Annotated in this window: 7 protein-coding genes and 1 pseudogene; 6 read left to right on the top strand and 2 right to left on the bottom strand. The window is 73.0% G+C overall.

All coding sequences use genetic code 11. The features are described 5' to 3' along the window. A pseudogene (locus KUM44_RS09085) lies at positions 1 to 317 on the top strand (hypothetical protein); the annotation flags it as partial. Positions 318 to 1,010: 693 nt separating this feature from the next. On the opposite strand, the gene KUM44_RS09080 reads toward KUM44_RS09085, so the two are convergent. Continuing rightward, the gene (locus tag KUM44_RS09080) at positions 1,011 to 3,497 is read right to left on the bottom strand and encodes a SpoIIE family protein phosphatase (protein WP_217207281.1); all 2,487 of its coding nucleotides are present in this window, start codon (positions 3,495 to 3,497) and stop codon (positions 1,011 to 1,013) included. A 198-nt stretch (positions 3,498 to 3,695) separates the two neighbouring features. On the opposite strand from KUM44_RS09080, the gene KUM44_RS09075 reads away from it, so the two are divergent. From KUM44_RS09075 to KUM44_RS09055, 5 genes are all read left to right on the top strand, one after another. Then, positions 3,696 to 5,762 (top strand): SpoIIE family protein phosphatase, encoded by a 2,067-nt coding sequence (locus tag KUM44_RS09075; RefSeq protein WP_217207280.1) that lies wholly within the window; start codon positions 3,696 to 3,698, stop codon positions 5,760 to 5,762. Between the two features lie 412 nt (positions 5,763 to 6,174). Continuing rightward, positions 6,175 to 6,954, top strand: a complete 780-nt coding sequence (locus tag KUM44_RS09070) for an IclR family transcriptional regulator (RefSeq protein ID WP_217207279.1) — start codon at positions 6,175 to 6,177, stop codon at positions 6,952 to 6,954. 105 nt (positions 6,955 to 7,059) lie between these two features. Next, entirely contained in the window at positions 7,060 to 8,196 is a 1,137-nt protein-coding gene (locus KUM44_RS09065; RefSeq protein WP_217207278.1) for a PP2C family protein-serine/threonine phosphatase, read from the top strand. Positions 8,197 to 8,218: 22 nt separating this feature from the next. Further along, positions 8,219 to 8,413 carry a hypothetical protein gene (locus KUM44_RS09060; protein ID WP_254389273.1) on the top strand — a complete coding sequence of 65 codons (195 nt, stop codon included), beginning with the start codon at positions 8,219 to 8,221 and terminating at the stop codon, positions 8,411 to 8,413. Between the two features lie 56 nt (positions 8,414 to 8,469). After that, positions 8,470 to 11,142, top strand: a complete 2,673-nt coding sequence (locus KUM44_RS09055) for a SpoIIE family protein phosphatase/ATP-binding protein (RefSeq protein WP_217207277.1) — start codon at positions 8,470 to 8,472, stop codon at positions 11,140 to 11,142. 13 nt (positions 11,143 to 11,155) lie between these two features. Here the strand turns inward: KUM44_RS09055 and KUM44_RS09050 are convergent, their stop codons facing one another. After that, positions 11,156 to 13,153 carry an FAD-dependent oxidoreductase gene (locus KUM44_RS09050; RefSeq protein WP_217207276.1) on the bottom strand — a complete coding sequence of 666 codons (1,998 nt, stop codon included), beginning with the start codon at positions 13,151 to 13,153 and terminating at the stop codon, positions 11,156 to 11,158. Positions 13,154 to 13,210 lie beyond the last annotated feature (57 nt).

The following is a 13,210-nucleotide window of genomic DNA, read 5'->3' as shown; positions in this document are numbered from 1 at the left end:
TCAAGCCCGCGTACCCGGAAAAGCCCGCCTACCCGGTCAAGCCCGTCAAGCCCGCATATCCGGAAAAGCCCGCCTACCCGGTCAAGCCCGTCAAGCCCGCCTACCCCGTCAAGCCCGCATACCCCGCCAAGCCCATCAAGCCCGCCTACCCGGAGAAGCCCGCGCACCCGGTCAAGCCGGCCCATCCCGTCAAGCCGGCGTACCCGGTCAAGCCGGCCTACCCGGTCAAGCCCGCTCACCCCGTCAAGCCGGACTACCCCAAGCACCCGAGCAAGCCCAAGCACTCGGGTCACGGGAAGGAGCATCACGGGTGGTGATGACGAGGGGACGCTGATCTCGGCCCTTTAGGAGAGGTCGCACGTCTACGGAAGCCGGGCCCGGACATCCGGGCCCGGCACGCCGGGTTGGGCAGGGCGCCGATCGCACGCGGCCGTCGGACCCTGGTCGTGCGTTCCAGAACGGCTCCTCCCCCGCACCCGCCGACGCACGGGGAATCCACGCCGCACTCCCCCCCCCACGGACGATCACGACAAAGACGGCGACCGCGGTCAATCACCAACCCCGGCCGGCCGAGACCTCGGACTTCACTGAGCCATGGCCTCTCCATGGCGTGGATGAACCGGATACGGGATGCCGATCGCCCAGAAGATGGCGACGGACGGCCCGACGACACGTAGTCGTCCCTACCCGCACGCCGCTGCCCGGACCAGCCGCCCCGTGCGGCCGTCGACAGCATGCGGTGCGTCTCGGCGCCCGTGACAGGCAAGCCCGCACCTCATTCCGGGCAACCGCTCCGGCTCCGACTCCGCGGCCCCGCCTTCCGCGAGGCGCACATCCGCGAGACCCTGCTAAGTCGCACCGGCACCGTGGACGAGATCAAGATCACCCGCTCGTGGTGCTCCCGCTCTCCGACGAGGCGTCCTTCAGTACCGGCACCGAGATCCCCGTGGACCGGCAAGTCCGTCTCGGAAGCACTGCGTTCGTGATCCGTCAGCGCGGGTCCGGTTGTGTCAGGGGATTTCCTGCTCGGCCCAGATGATCTTTCCGACCGGCGTGTAGCGGGCGCCCCAGCGGTGGGCCAGTTGGGCCACCAGGAACAGGCCCCGGCCGCCCTCGTCCATGCTGCGGGCGTGGCGCAGCCGAGGGGCGGTGCTGCTGGCGTCGGCGACCTCGCAGGTCAGGCGGGAGTCTCGGAGCAGGCGTAGGCGGATGGGGGGTTCGGCGTAGCGGATCGCGTTGGTGACCAGTTCGCTGACGATCAGCTCGGTCGTCATGGCGAGTTCGCCGAGGCCCCAGGACTCCACCTGGCGGGTCGCCCGGCCCCGGAGGTCGGCGACGGCGGCCGGGTCGACGGGCACCTCCCACGAGACGACGTGCTCGGCGCCCAGCGCGTGGGTGCGGGTCAGGAGCAGGGCGATGTCGTCGGGCTGCGGCGCGGGTACGAGCCGGCGTACTGCGGAGGAGCACAGGGTGTCGAGGTCGCAGTCCCGCCGGGACAGCAGGTCGCCGAGCCGGGCCATGCCGCGCTCCATGTCACGGTCGGCGGCGCTGACGAGGCCGTCGGTGTAGAGGCCGAGCAGGCTGTTCTCGGCGAGCTCGATCTCAGCGGCCTCGAAGGCCATCCCGCCCAGTCCGAGCGGCGGCCCGGCCGGGGGTTCGGGGAAGGAGACCTGCCCGTCGGGCGCGACGACGACCGGGGGCGGGTGGCCGGCCCGGGCCATCGTGCAGCGCCTGGTGACCGGGTCGTAGACGGCGTAGAGGCAGGTCGCGCCGAGGAAACCGGTCCGGCCCTGGCGGGCCGCCTCGGTCGCCTCCTCGTCGGTCGCCTCCTCGCCGGTCTGCTCCTCGCTGAGGCGGAGCACCAGGTCGTCGAGGTGGGCCAGCAGTTCGTCGGGCGGCATCTCCATGTCGGCGAGGGTCTGTACGGCGGTGCGCAGCCGGCCCATGGTCGCCGCCGCGGTGATGCCGTGGCCGACGACGTCGCCGACGACCAGGCCCACCCGGGCGCCGGACAGCGGGATCACGTCGAACCAGTCGCCGCCGACCCCGCCGGTCGGGTCCGCGGGCAGATAGGAGGAGGCCACTTCCAGTGCCGTACCGCCGGTGAGGGCCTGGGGCAGCAGACTGCGCTGGAGGGTGACCGCCGCGGTGTGTTCCCGGGTGTAGCGGCGGGCGTTGTCGACGCACAGCGCGGCGCGGGCGACCAGCTCCTGGGCGACCAGGACGTCGTCGCGCTGGAAGGAGACGGGGTTGAGCGAGCGGATGAACGTGGTCAGGCCCAGGGCGGTGTTGCGGGCCCGCATCGGGGCGGAGATGAGGGAGTGCAGGCCGAACTCGCGGATGCTGGCCGACCGCGCGGGCTGTTCGGTGGTCCACAGCGCGTCGGACGGGTCGAGGACCGGGATGAGGACCGGGCCGCCGTCGATGAGCAGATGCGCGCCGTGCGGCGGCGGGACGAAGTCCACCCGTTCCCCGATCCGCGCCACCGCCTCCGGGCAGCCCTCGCGCACCGAGCTCATGCCGGCCCGGCGCATCACGGGCTTGGCGGGCGCCGGTCCGGCGTCGGGCAGCCACGCCCCGTGTCCCTCGGAGCTGAGCACGGGCTCCAGCAGGTCCACGACGACGAAGTCGGCGAACCGGGGCACGGCGAAGTCGGCGAGTTCCTGCGCCGTCCGCAGCACGTCCAGCGTCGTGCCGATGCGCGTCCCGGCCTCGCTGACCAGCGACAACAGCTGGCGGGCGTGCCATCGCTCGGTGACGTCCGAGACCATGTAGCAGACCCCGGTGATCGAGTTGTCGGGGTCCACGAGGGGGAAGAAGGACGTCGAGTAGGCGTGCCGGCGGTGCGGGTCGGCCCAGCTCCAGCCGACGTACTCGTAGTCGGTGACCGGGAGGCCGGTCTCCAGGACCTTGCTCATCAGGCCCTCGATGGTGTCCGCCTGAAGCCCGGGCAGCAGTTCGCTCAGCCGCCGGCCGAGGCGCTGCTCACGGGGGACACCGCCGAAGCGTTCCAGGGTGTCGTTGAGCCAGACGTAGCGCAGCTGGGTGTCCATGACGGCCATGCCGACCGGTGAGCGGGTCAGGAATCCGTCGAGGACGGACTGGCCGACCGCCCACTGCTGCCGTCGCTCCCGCGCGGAGATCAGGAAGCACTCGTCCGCGCCGATCCGGAAGGACGCGGAGACCCGCAGGTCCACGTCGATCCGGCGGCCGTCGCGGTGCCGTACGGCGATGAGGCCGCTCCACCCCATGCCGGCCCGGCAGCGCTCGGTGACACCGGCCACCCGGACCGGATCGCCCGGCATCGCCAGCAGGGCCGCGACGGGGGTGCTGACGGTCTCCGAGGCCGGACGGCCGAGGAGTTCCTCCGCGGCCCGCGTCCAGCCGAGGACGACGCCGCGTCCGGACACCACTGCCGCCGCGTCGGTGGACGCGTCGAAGAGCGCGCTCGGTCCTGCGGACGTGGGCGCCTCCGGTCGTTCTCGCGCAGCATCCATGGGTCCTCACGCAGCGTCCATGGGTCCCGTCCTCACACGACCATGTTCCTGCTTGTCCGCCCGATCTGCACGGGCCGGGGCCCGGTGGGCGAGCGGTGCCGGTCGGAGGGAGCATGGAGGTGCCGGTCGGCTCAGGCGTGGTACCCGGCCGTGGTCGAGGTCGGCGGGCGCGGCCGGCCCGGTGCAGGAGGAGCTGCGATGACAGCTGGATCCTTCGAGTCCGACACAGGCGGGTACGACCCGCAGCCGCCCCGCCCGACCGGCCTGCTCGACGTGCTGAGCGTGGCGGCGGTGGTCGTCGACGCGGCCGGGCGCGTGGTGTTCTGGACCCCGCAGGCCGAGGAGCTCTTCGGCTACACCGCCGAGGAGGCGCTCGGCACGCACGCGGCCCGGCTGTTCATCCACGCCGATCAGCTGCCGGCGGTCGTGCAGCTGTTCACGGAGGTGCTGGAGACCGGCCGGAGCTGGGCCGGCACCTTCCCGGTGCGGCACAAGGACGGCAGTACCCGGCTGACGGAGTTCCGCAACATGCGGCTGCTGGACGACCTCGGTGACGTCTACGCGCTGGGCATCGCCGCCGACCACTCCCTGCTCCAGCGCGTCGAGACCGATCTGGCGCTGTGCGAGCGGCTGATCAGCCAGTCCCCGATCGGGCTGGCCCTGCTGGACCCGGAGCTGCGCTATCTGCTGGTCAACCCGGCGCTGGAGCGGATCGACGCGACCCCGGCCGAGGACCATGTCGGGCGCCGGCTGCGGGAGACGCTGCCGCTGCCGGACATCGACACCATCGAGTCCGCGCTGCGCCAGGTGCTCACCACCGGCACCCCGCTGCTCGACCAGTACCACGTGGGCCGCCCGCCGGCCGACCCCGAGCACGAGCACGCCTGGTCGCTGTCCTTCTACCGGCTGGAGGATCCCGGCGGGCGGGTCCTGGGCGCGGCCATCTCGTTCGTCGACGTCACCGAGCGGCACCGTGCGGCCGCCGAGGCCGACCGGGCCCGGCGCCGGCTGGCCCTGATCGCGGACGCCTCCACCCGGGTCGGCACCACGCTGGAGGTGGAGCGGACCGCCCGCGAGCTGGCCGACGTGGCCACGCCCGAGCTGGCCGACGTGGTCGCCGTGGACGTGCTGGACTCCGCGCTCGCCTGCCGCCGTATGCGCGAACCGGACAACGGCCCGGAGCTGTTCCGGGCCCTCGCCCTCAAGGCGGCCTACCCGAGCGTGGCGCTGCGCGCCGCCGACCCGCCCGGTGACCTCGCCGCGTACGACGGGGACCGGCTGGTCACGCTGTGCGTGCACACGGCCCGGCCGGTCCTGGTGCGCCATGTCGGCGAGCGGGATCTGCCGCGCATCGCCCGCGACGAGGAGGCCACCTCGCTGCTGGCGCGGGCGGGCGTGCACTCGTATCTGGCCGTGCCGTTGATCGCACACGGCGAGGTGCTCGGCGCGCTCGACCTCAAGCGGACCCGCAATCCGGTGCCGTTCGACGAGGACGACGTCGTCCTGGCCTCGGAGCTGGCCAGCCGGGCCGCCGTGGCCATCGACAACGCCCGCTGGTTCCAGAGCGTGCGCAACACGGCGCTCACCCTCCAGCGCAGCCTGCTGCCCGACCATCCCCCGCACCACACCGGACTGGAACTCGCCTACCGCTACCAGCCCGCCCAGGCCACCAGCGAGGTCGGCGGCGACTGGTACGACGTGATCCCGCTGGAGGACGACGAGACCGCCCTGGTCGTCGGCGACGTCATGGGCAACGGCATCGACGCCGCCGCCACCATGGGCCGACTGCGCACCGCCACCTGTGCCTACGCGGACCTCAACCTCGATCCCGGCACCGTGCTCCAGCACCTGGACAAGATCACCTGCGATCTGGAGCACTACATCGTCACCTGTCTGTACGCGGTGTACGACCCCCGCAGCCAGCACTGCCACATCGCCAACGCCGGGCACATGCCGCCCGCGCTGGCCCGCCCCGGCCGCCCGCCGAAGCTGCTCGACCTGCCGGCCGGGGGCCCGCTCGGCGTCGGCGGCATCCCGTTCGGGACCACCACGGTCGACCTGGGCCCCGGCGATCTGCTGGTCCTCTACACCGACGGCCTCGTCGAGACGCGGCACCACTCCATCGACGACCGTCTGGACGTCCTCCTCGGCTTCCTCGACGAACCCGGCAGGCCGCTGGAGGAGACCTGCGACCTCCTGCTGTACGGCCTGCGCCATCCCGACGACCACGACGACGTCGCGCTGCTCGTCGCGCGGGTGCTCTAGGCGGTGCTCTAGGGGGTGCTCTAGGCCCCGTCGTCAAATTCCCGCCTGCCGCGCGGCGCCATGCGCGCTCCCCCAGAGGGGGGGCACCCCCACTCGCCGCACCGGGCGTCGAGAGCACGCACCTGGCGCCGCGCGGCCCGCCCTTCGGGCGGACGACGGGAATTTGACGACAGGGCCTAGGGGGTGTTCCGAAAGTCCCGTGCGGTGCCGCGCCCGCCGCGGCAGCGGCTGGTGTCGCAGCCGGTGCGTGCCCTCGGCGTGAGCCTTTGGCCGGTGCGGCGAGGGTGCGTGCCGGGCGCCCGGGTGCTGTGCGGTTCGGTCAGAACACCCCCTGGGGCATGTCCGGCCGCCAGGCTCTGGGCCCGGACCGTTCCGCCTTGCCTGCGTCGCGCGCCCGGCGCAGGCTGTTGCTATGGGTGCTGACAGCGGCCCCACGCTCATCGGCTCCGTACAGCGGGCCTTCCGTCTGCTGGAGGCGATGAGCGCGCACCAGAACGGCGCGCCGGCCAAGCAGCTGGCGCGGGAGACCGGCCTGCCCCTGGCCACGACGTACCACCTGCTGCGGACGCTGGTCCACGACGGATACGTCCGCAAGCTCGACGACGGCGGGTTCATCCTGGGCGACCGGCTGGAGACACTCCACACCTCGGGGCGGACCCAGTCGCTGCTCAGCCGGATCCGGCCCACGCTGGCGGCGCTGCGGGACGAGCTGTCGTCCGCCGCGTACCTCACGTTCTACGAGGAGGGGGAGATCCGGGTCGCCGAGATCGTCGACGGCCCGCGGGCGCCCCGGGTGGATCTGTGGGTGGGGTTCGAGGACGCCGGGCACGCCACGGCGCTGGGCAAGTCCGTGCTGCGCGAGCTGGACGAGGAGTCACGCAAGGACTACCTCTCCCGGCACCCGCTAGCCGACCTCACGCCCAGGACGATCACCGACCCTCCGGAGCTGATCCGGCGGCTGGACTCCTCGCCCCTGGCCCCCGCGGTCACGGACATGGAGGAGTACACGCTCGGCACGGTCTGTGTCGCGGTGCCCGTCTACAGCGGCAGCACCCTCGGCTCCCTCGGTGTGTCGCTGCGGGCGGACCGGCGGTCCCGTATCGAGGAGACGCGGGCCCGTCTGGAGGAGGTCAGGGCGCGTCTGCTGCCGACCGCGAGCCGTGTGACCCGGGGCCTGTCGCTCACTATCTGAAATCCGTGTCCTTGTCCTGTCCGGGGCCGAACCGCTTTTCTTATATAAATCGGACATTTTCCTGGGCGCATGCCCCCGCTCACAGGTGAGGACAGCCGACAAGACATGAGCCAGGCCCTGTATCACGGTCGTGACCACTGGCCGAGGCGACTGGTCGCCACCACGCCCGTACTGCCCGTCCTGATCGTCGCCACCATCGTGTTCGTCGATCTCGTCTGTGGGTCGGAAATGACGTGGCTGCCGCTGCTCGCCGTGGGTCCCGCGCTCGCCGCGACCACCAACGGCCCGCGCGGGGTCCTGTGCGTGGGGGTACTCGCCGCCGTGCTGGGCGCGATCCTCGGCATTCGGGACGACGCCGAGGGCCACGAGCTGGCGGTGGTGCTGGCCGCGCTGATGGCCGTCACCCTGGCCGGGAGCCTGGCCAGCGCGCTGCGCGGGCGGCGCGAGCGGGTCCTCGCCGCGGTCCGTTCGGTCGCCGAGGCCGCCCAGCACGCGCTGCTCCAGCCCGTACCGACGACCGTCGGCCCGTTCCAGGTGGCCGTCCGCTACAGCGCGGCCGCTGCGGAGGCCCGGATCGGCGGCGACCTCTACGCGCTCGTGTCCACGCCCTACGGGGTCCGGCTGATCGTCGGCGATGTGCGCGGCAAGGGGCTGCCCGCGGTCGGGACGGCGGCTCTGGTGCTGGGTGTCTTCCGCGAGGCCGCCTACGACGAGCCCGATCTGCTGGCCGTCGTCGCGCGGATCGAGCGGAGCCTGGCCCGCAACCTGGGCAGCGACGACTTCGTGACCGCCGTGGTCGCCGGGTACCCCCGGGACGGACAGCTGGAGGTGGTCAACTGCGGGCACGCGCCGCCGCTGCTGGTGCGCGACTCCGTCGTCGTACCGGTCGAGCCGGACCGTCCTGCGCCGCCGCTCGGTCTGCGCACCCTCTCCGGCGAGACTCCCGCACTACAGGTGCTGCCTTTCGCCGATGGGGACCAGCTGCTGCTCTACACCGACGGCGTCACCGAGGCCCGCGACCACGACCGGCAGTTCTACCCGCTCGCCGAGGGACTGGGGCGGCACACCTGCGACGAGCCGGTGCGCACCGTCACCGCGCTCCACGACGAGCTGCTGGCCCATGTGGGGGGCCGACTGCACGACGACGCGGCGCTGCTGCTGCTCCGAATGCCGGACGCCGCCGGAACGGCCGTCGCCCGCGAGGCGTCCGACGCCGGGCGCGTCGGTTCGTGCTCACCGTAGATCCGACGGCCGCCGTCGACTCATGCCCCCAGGATTTCGCCTACGCCGCCGTAGCGGAACCGGCGGCTCGCTGCCGAACGCCGACTTCACGGACGTACTCGGACTGCCCACCCGCCGGCTGCCGCACTCCTGTCCCGGCTGCCTCCAGCACGCCCCCGACGAACACCTCCTCGCACCGATCGCCCGCGAGGGCCTCGTGCCGCCGACCCGCCCGTAGGGCCGATCCCGCACAACAGCAGCGCCCGGTCGGCCGAACGGTGTTAGAAATGAGGCATGGCCGCAGTCCTCGGCCGCCTGCGCTCGCTGGTGAGCGCGCGTACCGTCGCGCGGCAGGTCTTCGTGCTACAGGCGGCGATCGTCGTGCTTCTCGTCGTCGCCGCAGTGGTGGCCCTGGTGCTACAGGTGCGCAACGACACCGAGCGGGAGGCCCGCAACCGGTCCCTCGCCGTGGCGGAGGCCTTCGCGAACGCGCCGGGTGTCGTGGACGCCCTGGCGGAACCGGATCCCACCGTGCTGCTCCAGCCGCGTGCCGAGGCGGCGCGCGAGGCGACCGACGTGGACTTCGTCGTCGTGATGAACACCGACGGGATCCGGTACACGCACCCCAACCCCGACCAGATCGGCAAGCACTTCGTCGGCACCATCGCACCGGCCGTGGCGGGCGGGGTGGTGCGCGAGACGTACACCGGGACGCTGGGACCGTCGGTGCGGGCCGTCGTCCCCGTGACGGACGACGGCGGCCGGGTCGTCGGGATGGTGGCCGCCGGTGTGACGCTGGCCAGTGTCGGCGGGGTCGTGGACCACCAGCTGCCGGTGCTGCTCGCCTCGGCGGCGGGCGCGCTCGCCCTCGCCACCGGCGGAACCGCGCTGGTCAGCCGGCGGCTGCTGCGCCAGACGCACGGCCTGGGGCCCGCCGAGATGACCCGGATGTACGAGCATCACGACGCCGTCCTGCACGCCGTGCGCGAGGGCGTGCTGATCCTGGACGGCCAGGGCCGGCTGGCGCTGGCGAACGACGAGGCGCGCCGGCTGCTGGGGCTCGGCTCGGACGCGGAGGGGCGGCCCTGCCTCGCCCTGGGCCTCGGGAGCGACCTCGCCGGGCTGTTCGCCTCCGGGCGGGACGCCACCGACGAGGTGCATCTGGCGCAGGGCCGGCTGCTGGCGGTGAGCCAGCGGGCCACCGACCGGGACGGCGGGCCGCCCGGCAGCGTGGCGACGCTGCGGGACACCACCGAGCTGCGGACGCTGACCGGCAGGGCGGACGTGGCGCAGGAGCGGCTGAAGCTGCTGTACGACGCGGGCCTGGAGATCGGCACCACTCTCGATGTCACCCGCACCTCGCAGGAGCTGGCCGACTTCGCGGTGCCCCGGTTCGCCGACTTCGTCTCCGTCGACCTGGCGGATCCGGTGCTGCGGGGCGAGGAGCCGAAGGAGGGCCGCACCGACATGCGCCGGGTCGCCTTCCGGGGCGTACGGGAGGGCAGCCCGCTCTACCCGATCGGCAAGCTGATCCACTTCGCCCCGGACAGCGCGCAGGCCTTCGGCTTCGGCACCGGCGAGTCCGTGCTGGAGCCGGACCTGCCCGCCTTCTCCGGCTGGCAGGTCCAGGACCCGGAGAACGCCCGCCGGCTGGTGGGGTTCGGGATTCACGCGATGCTCACGGTGCCGCTGCGGGCCCGGGGCGTGATCATGGGCATGGCCACGTTCTGGCGGGCCGACCGGCCCGAGACGTTCGAGCGGGAGGACGTCTCCCTCGCCGAGGAGCTGGTCGCGCGGGCCGCCGTCAGCATCGACAACGCCCGCCGCTACACCCGCGAGCACACCCTGTCGGTCACGCTCCAGCGCAGCCTGCTGCCCCGGGCCCTGCCCGACCAGAGCGGACTCGACGTCGCCTACCGCTATCTGCCCGCACAGGCGGCGCAGGGCGGGGTCGGCGGGGACTGGTTCGACGTGATCCCGCTGCCGGGCGCGCGGGTGGCACTGGTCGTGGGGGACGTCGTGGGGCACGGGCTGCACGCGGCGGCGACGATGGGGCGGCTCCGTACGGCGGTCCACAACTTCTCGACGCTCGACCTCCCGCCCGACGAACTCCTCGGCCACCTCGACGAGCTGGTGGCCCGTATCGACCAGGACGAGGGCGGCGACGGCGAGATCGCGCCGGTCACCGGGGCGACCTGCCTGTACGCCGTGTACGACCCGTCCTCCGGGCTGTGCACCCTCGCCCGCGCCGGCCACCTCGAACCGGCCGTCGTCCACCCCGACGGCGACGTCGAGTTCCCCTCGGTCACCGGCGGGCCGCCGCTGGGCCTGGGCGGCAGCCTGCCCTTCCGGGCGACCGAGCTGCGGCTGACCGAGGGCAGCGGGCTGGTCCTGTACACGGACGGGCTGGTCGAGGACCAGGGCCGGGACATCGACGAGGGCCTCGAGCTGCTGCGTGGGGCGCTGGCCGCGGCTCCGCCGACGCACGGCCGGACGCCGGAGGAGACCTGCAAGGCGGTCCTCGCGGCCCTGCTGCCGGAGCGGCCGCGCGACGACGTCGCCCTCGTCGTCGCCCGGACCCGGATGCTCGCCGCCGACCGAGCGGCGACCTGGGACGTCCCGGACGACCCGGCCGCCGTGGCCCGGGTCCGGGCCGCGGCCACCCGGACACTGGACTCCTGGGGCCTGGCGGAGGAGGCGTTCACGACCGAGCTGATCCTCAGCGAGCTGGTCACCAACGCCCTGCGCCACGCCACCGGCCCCATCCGCGTCCGCCTCATCCGCGACCGCGCCCTGATCTGCGAGGTCTCCGACGGCAGCAGCACCGCCCCGCATCTGCGCAGCGCGGCCGCGACGGACGAGGGCGGCCGAGGGCTGTTCCTGGTGGCGCAGTTCGCCGAGCGCTGGGGCACGCGGTACACGACGACCGGCAAGGTGATCTGGACGGAACAGCCCCTGGGCAGCTGAGTCCCGCGGCGCCTCAGTCCCCGTGCGCCTCCAGCGCCGCCCGCACCCCCGACTCGAGTGCGCCCTCGATCCACGACGGCTTCACCGAGGTGTGGTCCCCGGCGAAGTACAGCGGCCCCTCAGGGCTGCGGATGGCCTCCAGCAGCTCCGTGTGCTGGCCGGGCAGGAGGACGGACGCCTCCCCGTACGCGTACGGATCCCGCAACCAGCTCTGTGTCCGCCCGGCGCCGGTGTAGAAGACCTCGACGCGCTGGCCGTAGACCTGTTGCAGGCCCCGCAGCGCGTGCGGGTAGCGGGCGTCCTCGTCGAGGGAGTCCCAGCGGGAGGCGTCGTCGGCCCAGCTGTAGGAGGCGAGGACGACGCCGCCCTTGCTGCCCTCGACGGGGTGGGAGGGGTTGATCATGAAGCGGTTGGAGTTGTCGGAGACCGAGCCGCCGCCGATGATGTGCGCCGCCTCGGGCTGGTCGCGGGTGGCCCAGCGGTTGGCGGCGTAGTGCGCGCGCTGTGCGTCGTTGAGATGCCCGTCCGGGACGGAGGGGTGGGCGCCGAGCAGGCTGCCGTCGGCCGGTGCCTTGCCCTTGCGGTAGTCGCCGTAGAGCCCGGGCCGTACGGCGTCGAGCTCGCGCTTCCAGTCCTCCTCTGTGAACTCCCACCAGCGCAGGCCGAACTCGAGCAGCACCTTGGTGGCACTGTCGTAGTGCAGCTCGGCGACCGCGCGCCGCTTCTTGTACGACATCAGCGGGCTGACCTGCACCTGCCTGAGCCCGGAGAACGGCACGGTGACGATCGCGAGGTCGCCGGTGAACTGCTCGCGCACGACTTTGCCGTCGCGCCCCTCGGAGACGGTGTCGATCCAGACGTGCGGGCCCTTGGCGCCGACGTGGGAGGTGTCGTCGGCGCCGGGCCGGCCGGGGGCCCAGTACTCGATGTGGGTGGCGCGGCGGTCGAGGCGCAGGACGTCCGCGACCTGCTCGAGCAGCGCGTCCGGGAGGGTCGCGGTGCCGCCGACCAGCTCCCAGAACTCGGTGTCGGGGCTGATCAGGGACTGGCTGATGAAGCTGTGGATGAAGGAGAGCGGCAGCCGTGAGGTGAGGTTCTCCAGGGTGCCGATCAGGTCGATGGTCCGCTCGTCGAACCCGGCCTCCTCGGTCAGGAAGCGGTACATCGACCAGTCGCCGTACTTCTGCACGACCCGCGCCCAGCCCTTGACCCGCTCGGGCATCGGTTTGCCGACGCGCTTGCCGTCGGCGCCGACGGTGCTGAACTCGTCGCGTACGGGGTCCAGGGCGCGGCGCAGGATGGTCGAGGAGGGGGTGTCCCAGTGCTCGCGGGGGACGCCGAAGGAGCGGTTGATCTTGCGGGGTGCCTTGGCGTACTCGGAGCGGCGCACACGGACGCCGTTGACGTGCAGCCAGGCGTTGTTGACGGGTTTGCCCTCGCCGTCGACGTCGACGAGGTGGAACCGGCGGCGTTCGACGCCGAGTCGGTCGATGAGGCTCATCACCAGCGGATGGCTGCCGGGGATGCGCATCGCGCCGGCCTCGGCGTACTGGGCCGGGTCGGCGAACGCCTGGGCGGCCTGCTCGTGGCCGCCGGTGCGGAAGGTCTTGATGCGGCCGCCGACGCGGTTGCCGTTGGCCTCGACGAGCGTGACGTGGTGCCCGGCCCGCTTCAGCAGCCAGGCGGCGACCAGGCCGGCCGGTCCCGCGCCGACGACGAGGACTCTCTTCGCCGTCTTCGTCTTCGCGCGCGGCAGCCCGGAGTCGAGGATCTTCCGGTACGTCGGCACGAGCGGCCGGTCGTGCTCGTCGACCACCAGCAGGGCGCGGGCCACCGCGAGGCAGGTCTCCCAGTCGGCGGTGGAGCGCGGGGACGCCTGCGGGGGTACGGCGGGAGCGGCGACGGCCGCGGTGGGAGTCAGCGCGGCCAGGGCGGCCGTCGTGGCGGTCGTGTTCGTGAACTGCCGCCGGGAGAGGGAGGTCGGGCCGACAGGGGCGCGGTGATTGTCCATGTGCCTTGAATACGGCGGAAGTTGGGGGGCCGGTGGCCCATCGGCCGGTTCATCACC

The organism is Streptomyces sp. AC550_RSS872, from assembly GCF_019049285.1.
GTDB lineage: Bacteria > Actinomycetota > Actinomycetes > Streptomycetales > Streptomycetaceae > Streptomyces.
Note: the sequence above shows the minus strand (reverse complement) of the source record. Positions and strands in the feature narration are given on the sequence as shown.